Genomic DNA, 20761 nt, shown 5'->3' with positions numbered 1-20761 from the left:
CCCTCCACCCCGCCCCGGCCGCACGACCACCCGGCCGAACCCGCGGCGACCGGCCCCGTCACAAGCCCCGGACCGCTCACGCGCTCTCCACCCGGCCCGGGACGCACGACCACCCGGCCGAACCCATGCCGACCGGCCCCGTCACACGCCCCGGAGCGCTCACGGGTGCGGCCAGACGTAGAGGACGCCTATGGCGAGGCAGGCGACCCGGGTCGCGGTGGCCGTGCACTGCGGCGTGCCGTAGAAGTCGGGGGCCCGCCCGATCACCCGGACCGTCCCGTCGCGCGGGTCGAGCTGCCCGATGACCGCGTCGGTGGTGCTCGTCGACCGCCAGACGAAGGTGCCGCCGACCCGGGGCGCGTTGAAGTATCCATTGGCCAGGAACCACCCCTGCCGGCGCCACAGCACGGCCCCGGTGCCGCCGTCGAACGCGGCCACGTCGCTGGGGTGGATGTCGTCTTTGACCTGGCGGAACATCAGCAGCCGGTCGCCGAGGTCGCGCAGCAGCGCCGTGTATCCGCGCGCCCGCCACAGCACCTTCCCGTCGGCCGCGTCGAGCACGGCGGTGTCGCTGTCGCCGAAGACGCAGTAGTGCACGCGCAGGCACGGCACGGGGCCGTTGAACGCGGGCAGCTCGCTGGTCCACCGCCACAGCCGCCGCCCGGTCGCCCAGTCGTAGACCGAGGCCCCGTCCCGCCCGGCGGCCAGCACGACCTCCTGCCCGGGCAGGCCCGCCCAGTGCTGGGCGATGGTGCCGTCGAGGTTCAGCGGGTACTGGGAGGTGACGGCCCCGGTAGTCAGGTCGCGGTTGCGCAGCACCCCGGCGGCCGACAGCTCGGCGAAGCCGGAGATCCGCGGATAGTCGCGGTAGTCGAAGCGCGGCAGCGTCCCCGGGGCGAGGTCGGTCGTCCATCTGGCGGCGCCGGTCAGCTCGTCCAGCCCGATGAACCGCTCGTGGTGCGGCAGCTGCGGCAGCGCGACCGAGGCGTCGTCGGGGTTGCCGTAGGAGGGGTCGAAGCCGTCGTCCTCGCCGGGCCACGCCTGCTCCTGGACGACGACGGTGCCGCCGGGGGCCAGCCCGACCGGGCGGACGTCGTCCCGCCGCCACAGGTCGTGCCCGGTGGCCGCGTCGAACGCCTGGAGGTAGCCGGTGAAGGCCCCGTCGCTGTCGGTCCGCTCGGTCTGCACCAGCCCGACCTGATCGGTAAGCCCGACGTAGGACTGGTCGGTCCGCCCGGCGCGCTGCCACAGCACCCGGCCGGTCCGGGCGTCGAGCGCCTCGGCCACCGGGTCGGTCCCGGTCGGGCCGTAGCGGTGCACCAGGATCCGCCCGCCGGCCGCGTCGACCGCGAGCACCTGGAACTCGACCGCGTAGAGCGGGTCGAGCCCGTGGCCGGCGGCCGCCCCGGCGGGCACAAGCGTGGCCGCGGCGAACACGGCAAGCGTCAGCAGCACCCGCCGCCATTTCCGGCGGCGCCGGGCGACGGCCGGGCCGGGCCGCTCGGGCGGCTCCCAGGCGGCACTGACGTCGAGCTCGATGATCGCTTCGGGCACGGACTCCCTCTCCTCAATGGAGAGAGAGTCCCATGTCCGTCGTTCGGTTGCGAAGCCGTCAGCGGCGCGGGGCCCTGGTGCGGGCGGGGCCCGCGGGCAGCGGCGCGGGCTCGTCCATGCGGCTGACCCACTCGGTGACCTGGCGGGCCACGTCCTGCGCGGTCAGGCCCAGCTCGGCCAGGATCTCGTTGCGCGAGCCGTGCGGGTGCCAGCCCTGCGGGACGCCGAGGTCGCGCAGCGGAACCCACACGTCCGCGTCGCGCAGCGACTTGGCGACGGCGTCACCGACGCCACCGGTGCGGATGCCGTCCTCGAGCGTGACCACCAGGCGGTGCTCGCGGGCCAGGCCGACCAGCTCGACCGGGACCGGGCGGACCCAGCGGGGGTCGACGACTGTCACGCCGTAGCCCTGCTCGCCGAGGCGCGCGGCCACGTCGACCGCCATGTGGGCGAACGCGCCGACGCTGACCAGCAGCACGTCCTTGCGCTCGCCCTCGGCGAGCACGTCGACGCCGCCGAAGCCGTCGACCCCGCCGACCCGGCGCAGGGTCGGCAGGTCGGCCGGGACGGAGCCGGTCGGGAAGCGCACGATCGTCGGGCCGTCCTCGATGCCGACCGCCTCGCGCAGCTCCTCGCGGACCGTCTGGGCGTCGCGGGGGGCGGCCAGGCGCAGCCCCGGTACCACACCAAAGACCGACATGTCCCAGATGCCGTAGTGCGACGGGCCGTCGGGCCCGGTGATCCCGGCCCGGTCGAGGACGATCGTGACCGGGAGGCCGTGCATTGCCACGTCGAGGAGGACCTGGTCGAACGCGCGGTTGAGGAACGTGGCGTAGACGGCGACGACCGGGTGCAGGCCGCCGATCGCCAGGCCCGCGGCCGACGTGATGGCGTGCTGCTCGGCGATGCCGACGTCGTAGGCCCGCTCGGGGTACTTCCGCATGAGCTTGGCGATGCCCGTCGGCTCGGCCATGGCGGCGGTGATGCCGACGACGTCCGCCCGCTCGTCGGCGATCGCGACGAGCTCGTCGGCGAAGACGCCCGTCCACTTGACCGAGGCCGGGGCCAGCAGCTTGCCGGTCTCGATGTCGAAGGCGCTGCTCGGGCCGTGCAGGCAGTCGGCCTCGTCCTCCATCGCGGGGCGGTAGCCGAAGCCCTTGCGGGTCACCGCGTGGACGATCACCGGGGCGCCGAAGTTCTTGGCCTTGCGCAGCGCCGACTCGACCGCCTCACGGTCGTGGCCGTCGACCGGGCCGACGTACTTGATGCCCAGGTCCTCGAACATGGCCTGCGGCGCGACGGCGTCCTTGATGCCCTTCTTGACCGCGTGCAGCACCTCGTAGAGAGGCGCGCCGACGAGCGGCGTGCGGCCGAGGGAGTCCTTGACCAGGTCGAGGACCTTCTCGTAGCCGGGGTTGAGGCGCAGGTTGGACAGGTGGTCGGCCAGCCCGCCGATGGTCGGCGAGTAGGAGCGGCCGTTGTCGTTGACCACGATCACCACGGGGTTCTTGGCCGCGGCGATGTTGTTGAGGGCCTCCCAGCACATGCCGCCGGTGAGGGCGCCGTCGCCGACAAGCGCGACGACGTGGCGGGGCTCGCCGCGCAGCGCGAACGCCTTGGACAGGCCGTCGGCGTAGGACAGCGCGGTCGAGGCGTGCGAGTTCTCGATGATGTCGTGCTCGCTCTCGGCCTGGCTCGGGTAGCCCGTGAGCCCGCCGCGGCGGCGCAGGAGGTCGAAGCCGTCCTGGCGACCGGTGACGATCTTGTGTACGTATGCCTGGTGGCCCGTGTCGAAGAGGATGCGGTCCTTGGGCGAGTCGAAGACGCGGTGCAGCGCGAGCGTCAGTTCGACGACGCCGAGGTTCGGACCCAAATGACCGCCGGTCCGCGAGACCTTCGAGATCAGGAAGTCGCGGATCTCCGCGGCGAGCACGTCGAGCTGCTCAGCGGTCAGATTACGAAGATCGCCCGGGGCCTGCACCGTGCTCAGCAAGGACGCGGCCTCGTTCTCTTCTGTGCTCATGCCCGCCGAGTCTAGTGCGGCCGTGCAGCACTGCACGTTGGCCGAACGAATCTTGACAGGTTCCACACATCCCGGCCGCACTCAGGAAACGGTCCGCCCGGCCGCGACGGCCCGGGCGAACGCGACAGCGTCCCGGTCCTGCACAAACGTGGACAGCGCGGTGTCGATCTTCGCGTTCCAGGCGGTGTCCGCGACCACCCCGTGGGTGAGCGAGCCCACTACCCGGGTGCCGGCGTCGGCCCATTCGGCCACCGCGGCCGCCAGATAGCCCGTGTACTTCGCCCGGTCGGCGTCGATCCGCGCGGGGACCGAGCCCTTCTGCGGGTTGAACGCGTCCTGCCCGTCCACCGACCCGCACTCGACCAGCCACTTGCGGGCCGCGCCGGGGTGTGGGGCACCGCGCGGGAGCGTGAAGGAGTCGGAGAGGAAGTTGTACACCCGGTCGGTCCCCGGACTCGCGACGACCCCGTAACCGTCGGTGAACACCAGGCCCTTGGTCCGCAGATAGGCGTCGGCCCAGTCGCCCATGAGGTTGTACGCGGCGCTCCCGGTCACCACCCGGTCCAGCGCGGGCTGCCAGTCCCCGGCCGGCGTGGCGACGTCGGAGCGGGCCAGCACGTCGGTGAAGACCTGCAGCGCGGCCAGCACCGGCGCGCTCGACCAGTCGGTGCCGCCGGTCCACAGCCCCGCGTAGGTCTGCGCCCCGAGCACCCCGAGCAGCACGTTCTCCAGCAGGTGCTTCTGCGTCCAGCCGGGGCCTATCGACAGCGGCGTCAGGCCGCGCTTCGCTATCGCATCGGCCTGGGTCAGGAAGTCGGCCCAGGTCGCCGGGGGCGTGAGGCCGAGCGAGGCCAGGGTCTGGGGGCGGTACCAGAGCAGGTTGGAGCGGTGGATGTTGACCGGCACGCAGTGGATGGCGCCGTTCACCGTGATCGCCTGCACCAGCCCGCCGGGCAGCTTGTCCAGCCAGCCCTGCTCCTCGTAGAGGTCGCGGAGGTCCTCGACGTATCCGGCCCGGATGTCCTCGGTGAGCTCGCGCCCGGCGTGCGCCTGGTAGGAGTCGGGCGGGTCGTCGTTCTGCAGGCGGGTGGCGAGGACGGTCCGGGCGATGGTGCCGGCGCCCCCCGCCACCGCCGCGTTGTCGAAGGCGATGCCGGGGTTGTGCTTCGCGAAGTCGGCGACGAGGGCCTCGAGGCCCTCCTTCTCACCGGGCCCGGCCCACCACGAGAAGACCTCGACCTTGTGGTCCGGCTCGGCCTGGGGTGCCGCACCACCGCCGCAGCCGGGCAGGGCCAGCGCCGCGAACCCGGCGGCGAGCAGGCCCCTCCGGCTGACTCCCATGCCTAGCAGTATTCTCCGGCAAATCGGGCTTTTGGTGCGGTACCCCCAAAACGCCTTGGGTTTTCGGCAGCACTCAGGCGGCGGCCGGCGGTGGCGCTGTCCACTGCGCGGCCGGTGCCACCGGGACGCCGGCCTCGGCGGCCAGGTGCGCGGTGGTCAGCTGCGGGTCGAGGCCGGCCCGCATGTCGGCGTACGCGGTCACGGTGAGCACGTCGGTGAACAGCTTCATCGCCGTCTCCAGCAGGGTGGTGACGAGCCGGCTCACCGCGATGGTCACGATCGCGGTCGTGGTGATCGTGAAGCGCTGCGCGCCGGTGCTCGTCGACCCGAGCGTCGACTCCGGGACGCCGCCCATGGTCCGTTCGATGATCTGCCCGACGAAGTACGAGACCAGGCCGACGAGCAGCGTGAGGCCGATGATCGTCGCGATCCGGGCGATCGCCGCGCCGAAGTCGCGGTGGACCAGCTGGAAGCAGCGCGCGATCGCCCCGGAGCCGCGCTCGAAGGTGACGACCGCCGGCAGGATCAGGAACACGGCGTAGAGGTAAATGCCGGGCAGGATGCACAGGCAGAAGCCGACGAGCATCATGAGCGCGCTGAGCAGGCTCCAGCCCCACAGCGGCAGGAACCGGCGCACGGCCAGGGCGAACGCCGGCCCGAGGCGCGGGGGCTGCCCGGCCGCGACGGTGACCGCGATCTGGTTGCCGGCCACCGTGATCATGCTGCCGACCATTCCGGCCACCACCGTGCCGAGGAACAGCAGCGCGAACGGGGCGACAAGCGGCGTCAGCGACGGCGTGGCCTCGCTCGCGTTGGCGGCGTCGATGAAGTCGGCCGTCACCTTCAGGCTCCAGATGCCTTCCGGGATGACCACCACGAGCGTCAGCACGAACCCGATGAGCTGCAGGATCGCCAGCTGCCTCCACGCGCCCTTGAAGATCGTGGTGCTGCGCTGCCACCAGCCGTTGTAGTCCGGGCTGATCATCGGGTCGAACCCGGCCTGCGCCGTGGAGAGGGGGATGCCGAAGCCTTGGAGATAGGCGGGCGGCTGGGCGGCCTGGTAGACGACGTACGACTGGGAGGGGTCGTACGCGGCGGGCCGCACCTCGACCGGCTCGTCCGGTTCGGGCGTGGTCGGGGGCTGGGTCATGCCTCAAGAAGATAGAGGTCGCCCGCCACCCGCGCCGACCGGTATGGGCTCAGCGGACGGGCGGCGGCACCATCTGCGAATACACGATGGTGAACACGAGCCCGAGCAGCCAGACGCCGCCGGCCACCCACGCGGCCCGCTCCCCGAGCGCCGCCGGCGCCTTGCCGCGCAGGGCCTGGATCGCCAGCCCGGACGCCGCGACCATGAGCGCGATCCCGATGCCCCAGACGGTCCAGTCGGCCGGGCTGCGGTCGACCTTGAGCTTGTTGAGCCCGAGCGCGGCCCGCCCGATCGCGAAGACGAACGGAATGGTGAAGACGACGACGATCTGCGCGACCGTCTTGCGCAGCGCCCGCCAGGGGTCCCGCCGCGGCCGCCCCTCTTCCTCATCCGGATCAACTGGGTAGCTCATGCCGCCGCCTCCGCGGAGGCGGCGTACTCCGGCGAGAAGGTTGTCAGCAGCCGCTTGGTCTCCTCGAACGGCAGCTGGCCCGGGGCGGGACGGCCGCCGATCGCCGAATACGTGATCCGCGACCCGAGCAGCGGGAAGAAGACGCGCGACCCGGCGCCCTCCGCGCCCATGCCGATGACGATCATGCGGTCGTACTCCACGAGCAGCCCGGCCAGCACCCTGAGGTCTTCGGAGCCCTGCGCCATGGTGCTGATCTTCACGGCGTCCGCCCCGGCCGCCCGGGCCGCCTCGACCTTCGCCCGCAGCTCGGCGGCGCCGGGTGTCCGGTCGAAGTCGTGGTACGACACGATCACCGGCCGGTCGGCCGCCCGGGCCGCGGCGACCACGCCGGGCAGGACCTGGTCCGAGGAGAGCTCGACATCAACCGCGTCGACCGCGGGCAGGACGGCCGCGAACAGCCGCAGCCGGGCCGCGTCGTCGCCGGACCAGTAGCCACCCTCGGCCTTGGAGCGGATCGTGGCCAGGGTCGGCAGGCCGGCCGCCCGGAACGGCGCGATCGCGGCGAGCACGTCGGCCGGCTCGGCGCTGCGATGCCAGTCGATGCGCAGCTCGGCCAGGTCGACCCCGAGCGCGCGCGCCCGCGCGGCGTGGCCCGCGGGGTCCTCGTCGCCGAAGCTGACCGCGACGAGCGGCGCACCGCCGGTCAGCCGCTCCCGCAGCGTCTGCGTTGCCACTGAAGACTCCCCCTGCCCGTGAAGACAGGGGGAGTCTACGGGGGTCAGAACGGCCAGTCGCCGTGGCGCCCGGCCTCCAGCAGCGGGATCATCCCGAACCCGGCGTCGGACAGGCCGCCGAACGTCCAGCGGTTCGCCGTCGCGGGCGCGTGGCCCAGCCGGTAGCCGGCCAGGTTCCAGGTGAAGATCGGCGTGTCGCGGGGTACCGCATCCGACACCGACCCGTCGAAGGAGGCCTGCTCGTCCGTCAGGATCACCACCCGGTCATGGCTCTTGAAGTGCTTGCGCACCGCCGTCGCCGTGTTGGTGCCCTGGCCGTGGAAGTGCCCCTCGGCCCGGAACCGCTCGATCGCCTTCAGCACCGACTCGCCCTTGCGCAGCTTGAACACGGTCGAGCCGGTCGAGAACGACACCACGTCCGCGCCCGCGCACCGGGTGGCCAGGGCCACGCCGAAGACCACCGCCGCGTCCCAGCGCATCAGCGTGCCGTCGCGCGAAAACCCGGAGTGCATGGAGCCCGACGTGTCGATGAGCACGAGCGTCCGCCCCGGCAGGGCCGGCACGTTCGCGAGGCTCGCCGTCAGCGCCTGGTCCAGCGCCCAGCTCCAGCGCAGCGACGGTGCCGCCCGGTACGCCGACAGGAACCGCATCGGCAGCTGCCGCGACCGCGCGACCTGCTCCGGGTCGGCCAGCTTCGCCGCGACCTGGGCCGCCACGTCGTCGGCCACGCCGGCCTGGTCGAAGTTGCGCAGGTTGCGCAGCCGCGCCATGTAGCCCATCGACGGCAGCAGCGCGGTCCACAGTGCGGCCTTGTCCACGGCCGTCCCGCCGCTCATCGACAGCGCGTCCTCCCAGGTCATGCCCGCCTCGCGCAGCCGCTCGGCGTCCAGCAGGACAGCCGGGTCGGCCGCCGCGTCCGCGCGCAGCCGCTCGTTCGCCGCGATCACGCCCAGGGACGCCGGCACCGCCAGGTCCTCGCGGCCGTGCCGGCGGCCGAGGGCATAGGCGAACAGGTCGCCCTGCCACGGCGCGGCCGGGCCCGGGTGCGTGAGGTCGACGACGTCGCCGAACCGGAACGCGTGGCTCGCGGTGTCGTACTTGAGCAGGTTGCGCTCGGTGTAGAGGCGCTGGACGGCGTCGGCGATGCCGCGCTTGACCGGCTTCGGGACGGCCCGGCCGTACCGCGACATCCAGTACGCCAGCAGCTCCCCCGGCTCGTCGGCGCGCTGGAGGACGTCCGCGACCACCCGCCGGTTCTCGCCGGTGGACGGCGCACCCGCCTCCAGGCGCCCCTTGACGAACTCGGCCGCGCCGACGACGGCCGCGGTGCGCATGTTCGCGCCGGTCCGCAGCCAGGCCAGGAAGCGCCCGGTCCAGTCCGGGTCGGCGACCGCGGCCGCGCGGACCAGGCGGGAGTACCGCTCGTCGCGCTCGGCGGCCGGCTCGTAGAACGTCTGCTCGCCGACCATGTTGGTCACGGCCAGCAGGAACAGCTCGGACTTGAGGTCGCGGGCGTATCCGGCGCCGCCCTCGTAGGTCGGACCGGCCACCCGCGCCGGTCCCGCGACCGGGCCGCGCCCGATCGCCGCGCGCACCTTGCGCACATTGAGCTTCGCCATGATTGGTTTCACCCGCCTTCGATGCAGTGCAGGGGACGCTACGCGGGCGAAATTCGGTCGCGGCGCTATTTTTCCGTGGCCCATCCTGATCCGATGACTCGCTTCGACGTGCGCGCAGCGGATCTCCGGGTGCTCAACTCGCTCACGAAGTACCCGTCGATCCCGACCTACCACGAGCTCGACCCCCGTAACGGCGTCCTGCTCGAGTCCGCGACCGCGTTCTCCGGCGACGTCATCGCGACCGAGAAGGTCGACGGCACCAACAGCCGCATCGTGCTGCTGCCCGACGGGAGCTACCTGATCGGCTCCCGCGAGGAGTTCCTGCACGCCCGCGGCGACCTGATCGCCAACCCCGCGCTGGGCATCGTCGAGCAGCTGCGCCCGGTCGCGGACCGCCTGGCCGAGGGGCACGCCGGCGGCATCCACGTCTACTTCATGGAGCTGTACGGCGGGAAGGTCGGCGGCGCGGCCAAGCAGTACACGAAGGACTCGAGCCGCTTCGGGTGGCGCCTGTTCGACGTGGTGCTGCTCGACGACTGGGCGACCGCGCTGACCTGGCCGCAGGCGCAGATCTCGGCCTGGCGTGAGGCGGGCGGCCAGCCCTACGCGGACGAGGAGGCCCTCCAGGGGCTGGCGAAGGCCGCCGGGCTGGAGGTCACGCCGCGGCTGTTCCGCACCGACGCGCTGCCGCAGTCCATCGCCGGCATGCAGGCGTTGCTGGCCGAGCGCCTCCCGGAGACGCTCGTCGGGCTCGACGACACGCGCGGACGCGCGGAGGGCATCGTGTTCCGCACACCCGACCGCAAGGTCATCGCGAAGGCCCGGTTCCAGGACTACGCGCGGACCCTCAAGCGGCGCCCCGGCGCGGGGTGAGCAGCCCGATGGTCTCGAAGTGCATGGTCATCGGGAAGCTGTCGAACGCGCGGACGGCGCTCAGCTCGTAGCCGAGCTCACCGAACGTGCGTACGTCGCGGGCGAAGGCGGCCGGGTCGCAGGCCACGTACGACACGGCCCGCGGCGCCCGGGCGGCGATCGCGGCCACCACGGCCCGGCCGGCGCCCGAGCGCGGCGGGTCCAGGACGACCAGGTCGACCCGCCGCCAGCGCGGGTTGGCCAGCACCTGGGCCACGTCGCCGCGGGCGAACGTCACGTTGGTGAGGTCGCGCAGGGCCCGGCGCCCGGCCGCGACCGCGCGGGCATCCGACTCGACAACGGTGACCGGGCCGCAGTGCGGCGCGAGCGCGGCCGCGAACACGCCGGCGCCCCCGTAGAGGTCCCAGGCCCGCTCGGCCGCCGCGGGTGCGAGCTGCTCCAGCACGGTGCCGGTGAACGCCTCGACGGCGTGCGGGTGGACCTGCCAGAAGCTGCCCGCGGCCAGCCGCCACTCGTGCCCGGCCGCGTGCTCGCGGATCTGCGGCACCGGCGCGGACGGCGGCCCGGTGCGGTTGGCCCGCGGCAGGATCGCGGTGTCCCCGAGCGACGACACGGCCGCCTCGACAGTGGAGCCGGGCGGCCACTCGCGATCCGTGATGGGCAGGGCCTGGATCGCCGGGTGCGCGATGCGGCAGCTGTCGATCGGGATCACGGCCGAGCTGCGGTGCGGGTGGAAGCCGGCCCGCCCTTCGCCGTCGACCGCGTACTGCACGCGGGTACGCCACGACAGCGGACCGCCGGGGAGGGGCAGCACGGACAGTTCCGGAACGTCGCTCAGGCCGCCCAGCCGCTGCAGCTGCTCGTGGAGCACCTGCGCCTTCAGGCGGCGCTGTGCCTCCCAGGACACGTGCTGCCAGTCGCATCCACCGCACGCGCCCGGCCCCGCGAACGGGCACGGCGGGACGACACGATCGGGCGACGGCCGCAGGATCTGCACGGCGTCGGCCCGCAGGAACCCCTTGCGCTCCTCGGTGACCAGGGCCAGGACCCGCTCCCCCGGCAGCGCGTGCCTGACGAACACGGCCTGGCCCTCGTGCCGGGCGACGCAGAACCCGCCGTGCGCGACGGCGCCGACCTCCAGCTCGAGCGGCTCGGTCACGGCTCGGGGGTGACCGATGAGCGCGGCCCCCGCTTCGGACCGCGGATCAGCGTGGCGTCCAGCCGGTCGATGTCGACGCCGTCGATGGAGCTGAGCTGCCACGGCACGCTGGTGACCATCACGCCCGGCTCGAACAGCAGCCGGCCCTTGAGCCGCAGCGCGCTCTGGTTGTGCAGGAGGTGCTCCCACCACTTGCCGACGACGTACTCGGGGATGAAGACGGTCACCACATCGCGCGGCGCCTTCAGTCGCTTGCCGCGCACGAAGTCCAGGATCGGGCGGTTGATCTCCCGGTAGGGCGAGTCGACGACCGTCAGCGGGACGGGGATCCCCCGCTGCTCCCACTCCTCCTGCAGCGCCCGGGTGTCGTGGTCGTCGACGTTGACGGTGAGCGCGGTCAGCGAGTCGGGCCGGGTGGCCTGCGCGTAGGCGACGGCCCGCAGCGTCGGGCGGTGGACCTTGGAGACCAGGACGATGGCGTGGTTGCGGGCGGGCAGCACGGGCCGCACCTCGGACGGCTCCAGTTCCCGGGCGACCGTGTCGTAGTGCTTCTTGATGCCGACCATCAGGAAGTAGATGACGATCATGGCGATGATGGCGATGTAGGCGCCGAGCAGGAACTTGGTGATGAGCACCACAATGAGCACGGCGCCCGTCAGCGTGAGGCCGATCATGTTGATCGTCCGGGACCGGATCATCCGGTTGCGGGCCTGCTTGTCGCGGACCGTGCGCAGCAGCCGGTTCCAGTGCCGGATCATGCCGGCCTGGGAGAGCGTGAACGATACGAACACGCCCACGATGTACAGCTGGATCAGCCGGGTGACCTCGCCGTTGAACCCGATGATCAGGACCATCGCGGCCAGGGCCAGCAGGATGATGCCGTTGGAGAAGGCCAGCCGGTCGCCGCGGGTGTGCAGCTGGCGCGGCAGGTAGCGGTCCTGGGCCAGGATCGAGCCGAGCACCGGGAAGCCGTTGAACGCGGTGTTCGCGGCCAGGAACAGGATCAGTGCGGTGATGACGGCCACCACGTACAGCAGGATGGAGCCGGCCCCGAAGACGGTCTGCCCGAGCTGCGTGGTGACCGTCTTCTGCACGTAGTTGGCGGGGCCGCTCTCGATCTGGCTCGGGTCCTCGACGTACCGCAGACCGGTCTTGTTGGCCAGCAGGATGATGCCCAGCAGCATCGTGATCGAGAGGGCGCCGAGCAGCAGCAGCGTGGTCGCCGCGTTCTTGCTCTTCGGCTCCTTGAACGCCGGCACGCCGTTGGAGATGGCCTCGACGCCGGTCAGGGCCGCACAGCCGGACGAGAACGTCCGCAGCAGCAGGAACGCCATCGCCATCTGGCTCATGTTCGAGTGCTCGGCGTGGATCACCAGGTCGGCGCTCGGCGCCCGGAGATCGTCACCGAGCACGAAGATCTTGAAGAACCCGGTGATCACCATGCCGATCATGACGATCATGAACCCGTAGGTCGGGATCGCGAACGCCGCGCCCGACTCGCGGATGCCCCGCAGGTTCATCGCCGTGAGCAGGGCAATGGCGATGATCGAGATCGCCACCTTATGGGTCGCCACCCACGGCACGACGGAGCCCAGGTTGGCCACGCCCGAGGCGGTGGAGACGGCCACGGTGAGCACGTAGTCCACGAGCAGCGCGCTGGCCACGGCCACGCCGAAGCGGGGCCCGAGGTTGACCGTGGCCACCTCGTAGTCGCCGCCGCCGGACGGGTACGCATGGACGTTCTGGCGGTAGCTGGCGACGACTGTGAGCATCACCACTGCGACAGCGAGACCGATCCAGGGGGAGATCGTCAGCGCCGTCGCGCCCGCGATCGAGAGGGTCAGCAGGATCTCGTCGGGGGCGTACGCGACCGACGACAGCGCGTCGGAGGCGAACACCGGCAGCGCGATGCGCTTGGGCAGCAGCGTGTGTTTCAGCCGGTCCGAGCGGAACGGTCGGCCCAGAAGCAGCCGCTTTGCGAGGGAGGTGGGACTGGCCACGACGCCTAAGCGTACGGGCAGTGCCGCCTCCCGTTGCACCGGTCGCCGCCCGGCCATGACATCCTCGTGTTCGAGTGCATCAGGACACGGAGGCGGGGACACGTGCATGTCGTGATCATGGGCTGCGGCCGCGTGGGCTCCACGCTGGCGCAGAGCCTCGAACAGCGCGGACACTCGGTCGCGGTGATCGACGTCGACGCCGACGCCTTCCGCCGCCTGGGCGGGGAGTTCCACGGCACGACCGTCAACGGGGTCGGCTTCGACCGTGACGTCCTGCTGCAGGCCGGCATCGAGCGGGCCGACGCCTTCGCCGCCGTCTCGTCCGGCGACAACTCCAACATCATCTCGGCCCGGGTGGCCCGCGAGACCTTCGGCGTCGAGCGGGTCGTGGCCCGCATCTACGACCCGAAGCGCGCGGAGGTCTACGAGCGCCTCGGCATCCCGACAGTCGCCACCGTGCGCTGGACGGCCGACCGGATGCTGCGCCAGCTGGTCCCCGAGGGCAACGTCGAGGTCTGGCGCGACCCGACGAGCACCGTGTCGATCGTCGAGGTGCCGATGCACCCCGACTGGATCGGGCACACCGTCGCCCAGCTCGAGGCCCGCAGCGGGGCGCGGCTGGCGTATCTCATGCGCTTCGGTCTGGCGATGCTGCCCACCGAGTCGACCGTGATCCAGGACGGTGACCTGGCCTTCATGCTGCTGACCGACGAGCTGTCCGCCTCCGTGGCGAAGGTCACCGGCTCGGCGCCCGAGGGGGGACACTGACCATGCGCATCGCGATCGCGGGGGCCGGCAACGTGGGCCGGTCCATCGCCAAGGAGCTCGTCGACAACGGCCACCAGGTCATGCTCATCGAGCGCGTCCCGAGGATGGTGCGGCCGGAGCGGGTGCCGGCGGCGGAGTGGATCCTGGCCGACGCCTGCGAGCTGACGAGCCTCCAGGAGGCCGACCTGTCCTCGTGCGACGTGGTGGTCGCGGCGACCGGCGACGACAAGGTCAACCTGGTCGTCTCGCTGCTGGCCAAGACCGAGTTCGCGGTGCCGCGCGTAGTCGCCCGCATCAACCGCGCCGAGAACGAGTGGCTGTTCAACGAGCAGTGGGGCGTCGACGTCTCGGTCAGCAAGCCGCGGCTCATGGCGGCCCTCGTCGAGGAGGCGGTGTCGGTCGGCGACCTGGTCCGGCTGATGACCTTCCGCCAGTCCGAGGCCAACCTGGTCGAGATCACCCTGCCGGAGACGGCGCCCTACGTCGGCCACCCGGTCCGCGACGTCCCGCTCCCCCACGACGCCGCCCTTGTCGCCATCCTGCGCGGCCGCCGCGTCCTGGTCCCGACCCCTGACGACCCGTTGGAGTCGGGCGACGAGCTGGTCTTCGTGGTGACCTCCGAGATGGAGGACACGGTCCGCGCCGTGATCCTGGGCGAGGACAGCATCTCTTCCAAGAAGAAGCCCTAACGGCGGGGCCCGGGTCCGCGGTGGTCCGGGCCGTCGCCCCCGTCAGCGCCTTACGAGCCCGCCTCCGCGGGCTCGTCCGCTGCGGCCGGCTCCTCGCGGAGGATGATGCGGGCCCGCCACACGGTGAGCGCGGCCAGCAGGGCGTAGGGCGGCCAGCCCAGCGCCAGGCGGGCGATGCCCAGCAGGTCGTCGGAGTCGGCGCTGGTGTCCCGGTAGATGAGGATCTGCACGCCGAGCTTGAGCGCGTAGACGAAGGCCCACAGCCCGGTCAGCCACATGAAGGCCCGGCGCAGGCGGGTGTTGTCGTACCAGCGGGTCGCGCCGCCGTCCAGGGTGACCGACCACAGCCAGCCCACCAGCGGCCGGCCGAGGGCGATCGAGCCCAGCATGCCGATGACGTAGCCGACGGTGAGCAGCATGCCGGGCAGGTAGACGTCCTTGGCGTCGCCGCTCTTCCAGGCGATGTACGCCCCGATCGCGATGCCGAAGACGCCGTTGAGCGCGTGGCGGATCGGCTCGCGGCGGGCCAGCCGATACACGGCCAGCGACAGCGCAGCGCCGACGGCGATGATGAGCGACGTCTGCAGCGACCACCACTTGAAGTGGTCGCCCAGGAAGTTGACCACGATGAACAGCGTGATCGGGATGCTGGACTCGACGAGCCCGCGCACCCCGCCGAGCTGCTGCGCCATCTGCACCGAGAACGGAGGGAGCGGCTCCTCGTCGTCCGTCGCCTTGTTCCCGGGCGGGGTCGTGGATGTCGCGGCCTCGGGCGTGGTCGGCCTTCCTGGGCTACCTGGCTGCATCCGTCCTCATCGTGGTGTGTCGAGCCTCATCCGCGGCGTGTCGGGGCTCAACGCGGCGTGTCGAGCTCGTAGTACGGGTTGTAGAGCACCTTACGGCCATCCCGCACGGCGATGCGCCCCTTCGCCGTGATCGCTCGACCCGGCTCGATGCCGGCGATGTGGCGGCGCCCCAGCCACACGAGTGTGACCAGGTCGCTGCCGTCGAAGAGCTCCGCCTCGAGCGTCGGCAGATTGGTGCGCGGCGTGTACACCACTGTCCGCAGCCGCCCCTTGAGGCTGACCACCTGCCCGCGCTGGCACTTCAGCGCCGGCATGCTTCCGCACTGCTGCGCGTCGCGCTGCAGCTCCTCCGCGTCGAGTTCCGAGTCGCTCGCGGTCAGCCGGCGGAAGAACTTCCGCAGGCCGCGTTGATGATCCTCGACCGCGTTTTCACTGTCCGTGGCCATGATGACGGTGCCACCCTCTCCTTCGGCCGCTATGACACCCTCATTACGACGGTACGCGCTTTTTCCCTACTTGCGACGTGGCCTTGGTGACGGCCGGCGGCGGCCCGAGGCGCTACCATCCCCGCCGTCGGCGGCGGCGGACCCGGCCGCAGGCGTGGCCGGGTCGGCCCCGGACGCCTCGGCTCCGCCCTCGGTGACCTCTTTCGGCAGGTGCAGCGACAGCGGCTCGCGCACCGGCATGGCCTCGTTGCCACGCTCGACGACCAGGTTGCGCAGGCACTCCAGCAGCGGCGGGGCGGCCTGCGGGTCGACCGCGGCCGGGCCCTGGAACACGGCGCGCACGAGCCAGCGTGGCCCGTCGACGCCGACGAAGCGGATGTCGGTCAGGCCGTCCGGGGTCCGCACCCGGGCGCGCAGCTCGGTGCCGTAGTCGCCCTGGACCTCCTCGGCCGCAACGCCGTCGTTGAACAGCTGCTTGCGGATCTCGGCCCGGACCTCGTCCCAGATGCCCTCGCTGCGCGGCGCCGCGAACACGCCAAGCTGCAGCGCGCTCTCCTCGAACACCAGCACGATCTGCTGGATCTTGCCGTCGTTGTCGGCCTGGACCCGCACCTCGACGTTCTCGACCGCGGGAACTTTCAGGGCGCCGAGGTCGAGCTGCGCGATGCCCTCGGGGGCCTCGCTGATGTCGTAGGGGCCGTCCGCCCGGTCCGACTTGCCGGCCCGCGGCTCGCCGTCGTCCTCGAACGCGTCGAGGTCCCCGTCCAGGTCGCGGTCGAGCGCCTCGCGGCCCTCCGGGCCCGACTTGGCGTGCCGGCCACTCCCGCGATTGCGCGAGAAGATCACTGCTCTGCCTCCAAGTTCGCGGTCGGTACCGCAGTCCTCGCGGCCGGGACGAGCCCGGCATGCCCGCCGGTGGACCCGTGGCCACCAGCCCCGCGCACAGTATCGGGAAGGTCGTCGACGACGTGGAAGTGTGCCCGCTCCACGCGCTGGATCACAAGCTGGGCAATTCGGTCACCCCGGGATATCTTTGCCGATATCACTCGATCGTGATTGATGAGGTTCACCAGGATTTCGCCCCGGTAGCCCGAATCGACAGTCCCGGGGGCGTTGACGACCGTGACGCCCAGCTTCGCGGCGAGCCCGGAGCGCGGGTGCACCAGCCCGACGTACCCCTCCGGCAGCGCGATCGCGATCCCGGTCGGCACCAGCGCCCGCTCGCCCGGCGCGAGCTCGACGTCGCGCGCCGCATACAGGTCGGCACCGGCGTCACCCGGGTGCGCGTAGGCGGGCACCGGCAGACCGGGGTCCAGCTGCCGCACGTGTACGTCCATTCCTCCGGCGTCCTTTCCTTCGACACCCATCCTGCCCCGCCCCGCGCCGGCGCCAACACCTACCCTGGCCAAGTGACGCAGCCCAACCCGTACCGCGAGCGACTCAGCCTGTCATGGTGGCTCTGGCTGCCCGCGCTGGCGGTCGCCGGAGCCCTGGCCGCCGAGGTGAAGCTGGGCGCACCGGGCGCGGCGACGTGGATCGCCTACCTGATCCTGCTGCCGCTCACGGTCGGCGGACTGTGGTGGCTGGGCCGCATCCGCATCGAGGTGTCCAACGGGGAGCTGCGGGTCGACGACGCGCACATCCCGCTGCGGTACGTCGGTGAGGTGACGCCCGTCTCCGCCGCGGACAAGCACGACCTCCTGGGCCCGTACGCGGATCCGGAGGCGTTCGTCGTGCAGCGGCCCTGGATCGGCCCGGCGGTGCGCGTGGACGTGCGCGACGACGCCGACCCGACGCCGTACTGGCTGATCAGCACCCGCCACCCGGATGCGCTGGTGGCGGCGCTGCGCGAGGCTCAGGCCTCGATGACCCGCTGACCACCCTCGCCCAGGCCCTTGAGGTCCTTCTGGATCTCGTGGCCCAGCGAGTGGGTCGCCCGGCGGTTCAGGAAGCCGCCGACGGCCGCACCGGTCAGGAACGGCCCCATGGTGCTCAGGTTGCGCCCGAACCGCTTCAGCAGCCTGTCCCGCAGCTCCTTGCGCACCGCGGTGCCCATGGCCGCCGCCACGCTGCCGCCGACCCGCAGCGGGTTGATGCCCCGGCGCTCGGCCCACGCCTGGACGAGCGCGACCGCGCGCTGCGAACCCGTACCGTGGATCGGGCGGCCGTAGACCGAGTGCAGCTCCCCGATCAGCTTCATCTCCACCGCGACCACGGCGACCGTCTCGGCCGCCAGGAGCATCGGCGCCGAGAGCAGGGTCGGGGTCGCGACCCACTCGACCGCGGCCACCCCGCCGCCGGTCGCGCCGATGCCGGCCGTCACCCGGCCCGCGTTGCGGATGAGCCGCTCGGCCAGGGCGTCGCCCTCCAGGCCGTCGTAGTGCGCGCGCAGCGTCTCCAGATCGCGCACCGGGATGTGCGGCGCGACCCGGGTCACCGAGTCGGCGATCCAGCCCAGCGCCTTCTTGGGTCGGAAGAGGTCGCGCACACCGCGCTCACCGACCTCGAGGCGGACCAGCCGGCCCAGCAGCCGCCGCCGCTCCTTGGCCGGGACGTCGTCACCGGTCAGCGCGACAACGGCCTGTGAGAGCTCCGCCTCGTCCGCCGGGCCGGCCAGGGAGCCTGGTCCGGCCTGCCCTTCCGGCTGGACAGGAGCGTTCTCGGCCGCCTCGTCGGCGGGCACCGGCTCGACCATCGTGAAACCTCCGGAGGTAATCGATCGCCGCTCACATCACTGCAGCACGCCGACGCCAGTTCCGCGCGATCAACTCCGCTGCTGCGGAGCCGCCGTTTTCATGCCCTTTTCACGCTGTTCCCACACACGGTGCCGATCGCACGCCGAGGCGGCGACGCCGAGCCCGTGGACACGGGCGCGGGCGTGACGCCACTCACGCGCACTCGCGGCAGATCAGCTCCCCGTTGCGCTCGGTCGCCAGCTGGCTGCGGTGGTGGACCAGGAAGCAGCGCGAGCAGCGGAACTCGTCCGTCTGCATCGGCAGCACCTTGACCGTCATGTCTTCGTCGGCCAGGTCGGCGCCCGGGAGTTCGAAGTTCTCGCCGAGATCGGTGTCGTCGACGTCGACGATCGCGGACTGCGCGTCGGTTCGCCGGGACTTGAGCTCCTCGAGGCTGTCCTCCCCGAGGTCGACCTCGTCGCGACGTGGCGCGTCGTAGTCGGTGGCCATCGGTGTTCACACTCCCAATTTTCGTGTCGCCGGGTGGTTGGGCGCCCATAGCAACGTCGGCTACAACGTCCAAAGGCGGCGTACCTTACCGCCCTCGTGCGTTTGTTGTACGCCCGCACGCGGAAAGTTGTTCCCACTGTGACCGAGGCGACACAACGATCTTGCACCGTCCGGGCCGCTCACGCGCGCCGACCCCCTCACGGCGATGCGACGATACCCGCCCCAACCGTTTTCCGTGGGCAGTCGTCAAGCAACGGGGAGTGGGAACTTTGCGGTATCCACGGTGGGGACTTCAGCGGTTCTCCCGGCCAGGCGCTAACCTCTCCGGCAGCCAGAGCGTCATCTCTGGTGACGGAACTTGATATGGGTCGGCAGCCAGCGCGTTGCCGGTCGACGCGGGCGCGGGGAGCGGGCCATGAGTTTTGCGCGGGTGAGGGCACTCGCGGTGGTGGGCGTCCTCATAGTGGCCGCGGCGATCTTCGTGATCGTCGCTGTGGTGAAGGACCACCAGGGCGGTCCGGCCGCGGAGGGCGGCAAGTGCCCCGAGGGCTCGGTGCTGGCCGACGCCAAGCTGCCCCGGCAGCAGGACGTCAAGGTCACCATCTTCAACGCCACCAGCCGCTCGGGCGCCGGCTCCGACGTGGCCAACGACCTGCTCAGCCGCCAGTTCAAGGAGGCGAAGGTGGTCACCGCGGCCCCGAACCCGCCCGTGAACAAGCCCGGCGACGAGGTAGCGGTGATCCGCTACGGCCCGGCGACGGTGGGCGCGGCCTGGCTCGTGCGTGCGTACTTCCTGAACCGGGCGACCGCCGAGTTCGACAAGGCCCGCCAGGACGACAAGGTGGAGATCATCCTCGGCGGCAAGTTCAAGCAGCTGCCGACCACGACCGAGGTCAACCAGGCAATTGCCGCGCTCGGCAACCCGGAGCTGCCCCCGGGGACGTGCGCGAAGGACGACAGCTGAGGGCTGGCTCTCGGCTTTCTGAACCGGCTTCAGCGGGTTCTTGAGGCGTGCCGGGTCCGCAATCGCGGACCTGGCGGGAGCGACGGACGCGCCCAACGCGCTCCCGAGTCCGGCAATGCAGTTCTTTCGAAACGCAGTCTGCTTTTCTGAAAAGCGTTGTTTCGAAACGCGTGCGGTCAGGGACCGCCGGATGCGTCGAGCTTGCTGAGGAGATCGTGCAGCTGCGCGTGCAGGGCCGGTGGAGCGGCGATCACCATGTCGACGCCCGGCGCATTGCCGTCCAGACCGGTCACCAGGGCGCCCGCCTCGGCCGCGACCAGGCCGCCGGCCGCGTGGTCCCACGGGTTGAGGCCCTTCTCGTAGTAGGCGTCAAGGGCCCCCTCGGCGACCAGGCACAGGTCGATCGAGGCGGCGCCGATCCGCCGGACGTCCCGGATGTGCCCGATGAGGCCGGTGAGCACCCGGGCCTGGTGCAGGCGGCGCCCGGCCGCGTAGCCGAACCCGGTGCCGACCAGCGCCTGACCGAGGTCGGTCTCGCCGGAGACCCGCAGCCGGCGATCGCCGCAGTACGCTCCCCCGCCGAGGGTCGCGGTCCACTCCCGGCCGGTCGCGGCGTTGATGACGACCCCCGCCACCACCACGCCGTCGACCTCGGCGGCCAGCGACACCGCATAAACCGGGATGTCGTACAGATAATTCACGGTCCCGTCGATCGGGTCGAGAATCCAGCGGACGGCCGCGCGCTCCTGCCCCCCGCCGTACTCCTCGCCGAACACGACATCGCCGGGGCGGGCTTCGCGCAGCCGGTCGCGGACAAGCTGCTCGACCGCCCGGTCGGCCGCGGTGACCACGTCGGTCGCCGTGGACTTGGTCGCGACGGCGGCCACGCCGTCGGCCCGCATGCGGGTGGCCAGGTCGCCGGCGGCGCGGGCGACGGAGACGGCGAGGGCCAGCAGTTCGGCCGATTGGTTCATGGTCACTATCCTTACAAAGAGCCGCTCGCGACCCGCGAAGCCCATCCGTTCGGTCACAAGACGC

General features: G+C 71.8%; 21 protein-coding genes. 5 read left to right on the top strand and 16 right to left on the bottom strand.

Features of this window, described 5'->3' with window-relative positions; translation table 11 throughout:
* Positions 1–159: 159 nt before the first annotated feature.
* The 7 genes from Dvina_RS09235 to Dvina_RS09205 form a co-directional block, all read right to left on the bottom strand.
* Positions 160–1554, bottom strand: a complete 1395-nt coding sequence (locus tag Dvina_RS09235; protein WP_223101995.1) for an outer membrane protein assembly factor BamB family protein — start codon at positions 1552–1554, stop codon at positions 160–162.
* Positions 1555–1612: 58 nt separating this feature from the next.
* Complete coding sequence (gene dxs / locus Dvina_RS09230; protein WP_223101994.1) at positions 1613–3577, bottom strand: 1-deoxy-D-xylulose-5-phosphate synthase; 1965 nt, start codon at positions 3575–3577, stop codon at positions 1613–1615.
* A gap of 81 nt (positions 3578–3658) precedes the next feature.
* Entirely contained in the window at positions 3659–4918 is a 1260-nt protein-coding gene (locus tag Dvina_RS09225; RefSeq protein WP_223101993.1) for an ABC transporter substrate-binding protein, read from the bottom strand.
* A gap of 73 nt (positions 4919–4991) precedes the next feature.
* Entirely contained in the window at positions 4992–6068 is a 1077-nt protein-coding gene (locus Dvina_RS09220) for a hypothetical protein (protein ID WP_223101992.1), read from the bottom strand.
* A 49-nt stretch (positions 6069–6117) separates the two neighbouring features.
* Positions 6118–6480: a hypothetical protein gene (locus tag Dvina_RS09215; RefSeq protein ID WP_223101991.1), complete on the bottom strand. Its 363-nt coding sequence runs from the start codon at positions 6478–6480 to the stop codon at positions 6118–6120.
* The gene (locus Dvina_RS09210; protein WP_223101990.1) at positions 6477–7214 is read right to left on the bottom strand and encodes a type I 3-dehydroquinate dehydratase; all 738 of its coding nucleotides are present in this window, start codon (positions 7212–7214) and stop codon (positions 6477–6479) included. The genes Dvina_RS09215 and Dvina_RS09210 overlap by 4 nt, the downstream gene beginning before the upstream one ends.
* 44 nt (positions 7215–7258) lie before the next feature.
* Positions 7259–8833, bottom strand: coding sequence for a TROVE domain-containing protein (locus Dvina_RS09205; RefSeq protein ID WP_223101989.1), 1575 nt, complete (start codon positions 8831–8833; stop codon positions 7259–7261).
* A gap of 93 nt (positions 8834–8926) precedes the next feature.
* Between Dvina_RS09205 and Dvina_RS09200 the strand changes: the two genes are divergently transcribed.
* On the top strand, positions 8927–9706 hold the full coding sequence (locus Dvina_RS09200; RefSeq protein ID WP_223101988.1) for an RNA ligase family protein: 780 nt from the start codon (positions 8927–8929) through the stop codon (positions 9704–9706).
* Here Dvina_RS09200 and Dvina_RS09195 read toward each other — a convergent pair.
* Positions 9681–10883, bottom strand: a complete 1203-nt coding sequence (locus Dvina_RS09195) for a class I SAM-dependent RNA methyltransferase (RefSeq protein ID WP_223105420.1) — start codon at positions 10881–10883, stop codon at positions 9681–9683. The two genes, Dvina_RS09200 and Dvina_RS09195, sit on opposite strands and share 26 nt — an antisense overlap.
* Positions 10862–12865: an APC family permease gene (locus Dvina_RS09190; RefSeq protein ID WP_223101987.1), complete on the bottom strand. Its 2004-nt coding sequence runs from the start codon at positions 12863–12865 to the stop codon at positions 10862–10864. Before Dvina_RS09190 ends, Dvina_RS09195 begins: the two co-directional genes overlap by 22 nt.
* A gap of 102 nt (positions 12866–12967) precedes the next feature.
* Here Dvina_RS09190 and Dvina_RS09185 point away from each other — a divergent pair, with 102 nt between their 5' ends.
* Both Dvina_RS09185 and Dvina_RS09180 read left to right on the top strand, forming a co-directional pair.
* Complete coding sequence (locus Dvina_RS09185; protein WP_223101986.1) at positions 12968–13633, top strand: potassium channel family protein; 666 nt, start codon at positions 12968–12970, stop codon at positions 13631–13633.
* A complete protein-coding gene (locus tag Dvina_RS09180; RefSeq protein WP_223105419.1) occupies positions 13630–14322 on the top strand; it encodes a potassium channel family protein in 693 nt (230 codons plus the stop codon). The genes Dvina_RS09185 and Dvina_RS09180 overlap by 4 nt, the downstream gene beginning before the upstream one ends.
* 50 nt (positions 14323–14372) lie before the next feature.
* Here Dvina_RS09180 and Dvina_RS09175 read toward each other — a convergent pair whose 3' ends face one another.
* The 4 genes from Dvina_RS09175 to dut all read right to left on the bottom strand — a co-directional run bounded on the left by Dvina_RS09175 (position 14373) and on the right by dut (position 16911).
* A complete protein-coding gene (locus tag Dvina_RS09175; protein ID WP_223101985.1) occupies positions 14373–15128 on the bottom strand; it encodes a DUF3159 domain-containing protein in 756 nt (251 codons plus the stop codon).
* Between the two features lie 47 nt (positions 15129–15175).
* The gene (locus tag Dvina_RS09170) at positions 15176–15574 is read right to left on the bottom strand and encodes an OB-fold nucleic acid binding domain-containing protein (protein WP_223101984.1); all 399 of its coding nucleotides are present in this window, start codon (positions 15572–15574) and stop codon (positions 15176–15178) included.
* A 66-nt stretch (positions 15575–15640) separates the two neighbouring features.
* Positions 15641–16420, bottom strand: a complete 780-nt coding sequence (locus tag Dvina_RS09165) for a DUF3710 domain-containing protein (RefSeq protein WP_223101983.1) — start codon at positions 16418–16420, stop codon at positions 15641–15643.
* Entirely contained in the window at positions 16417–16911 is a 495-nt protein-coding gene (dut, locus tag Dvina_RS09160; protein WP_223101982.1) for a dUTP diphosphatase, read from the bottom strand. Before dut ends, Dvina_RS09165 begins: the two co-directional genes overlap by 4 nt.
* 72 nt (positions 16912–16983) lie before the next feature.
* Between dut and Dvina_RS09155 the strand changes: the two genes are divergently transcribed.
* A complete protein-coding gene (locus Dvina_RS09155) occupies positions 16984–17451 on the top strand; it encodes a DUF3093 domain-containing protein (RefSeq protein WP_223101981.1) in 468 nt (155 codons plus the stop codon).
* On the opposite strand, the gene Dvina_RS09150 is transcribed toward Dvina_RS09155, so the two are convergent.
* Together Dvina_RS09150 and Dvina_RS09145 are read right to left on the bottom strand one after the other, a co-directional pair.
* A complete protein-coding gene (locus tag Dvina_RS09150; RefSeq protein WP_246656114.1) occupies positions 17430–18269 on the bottom strand; it encodes a hypothetical protein in 840 nt (279 codons plus the stop codon). The two genes, Dvina_RS09155 and Dvina_RS09150, sit on opposite strands and share 22 nt — an antisense overlap.
* Before the next feature lie 193 nt (positions 18270–18462).
* Complete coding sequence (locus Dvina_RS09145) at positions 18463–18759, bottom strand: DUF4193 domain-containing protein (protein WP_223101980.1); 297 nt, start codon at positions 18757–18759, stop codon at positions 18463–18465.
* A 415-nt stretch (positions 18760–19174) separates the two neighbouring features.
* Between Dvina_RS09145 and Dvina_RS09140 the strand changes: the two genes are divergently transcribed.
* Entirely contained in the window at positions 19175–19723 is a 549-nt protein-coding gene (locus Dvina_RS09140; protein ID WP_223101979.1) for a LytR C-terminal domain-containing protein, read from the top strand.
* 176 nt (positions 19724–19899) lie between these two features.
* Here Dvina_RS09140 and Dvina_RS09135 read toward each other — a convergent pair whose 3' ends face one another.
* Entirely contained in the window at positions 19900–20697 is a 798-nt protein-coding gene (locus Dvina_RS09135) for an inositol monophosphatase family protein (RefSeq protein WP_223101978.1), read from the bottom strand.
* Positions 20698–20761 lie beyond the last annotated feature (64 nt).

This window comes from Dactylosporangium vinaceum (assembly GCF_019904175.1).
Classification (GTDB): domain Bacteria; phylum Actinomycetota; class Actinomycetes; order Mycobacteriales; family Micromonosporaceae; genus Dactylosporangium; species Dactylosporangium vinaceum.
The sequence above is the reverse complement of the archived record's forward strand: the minus strand, read 5'-3'. Positions and strand labels throughout refer to the sequence as shown.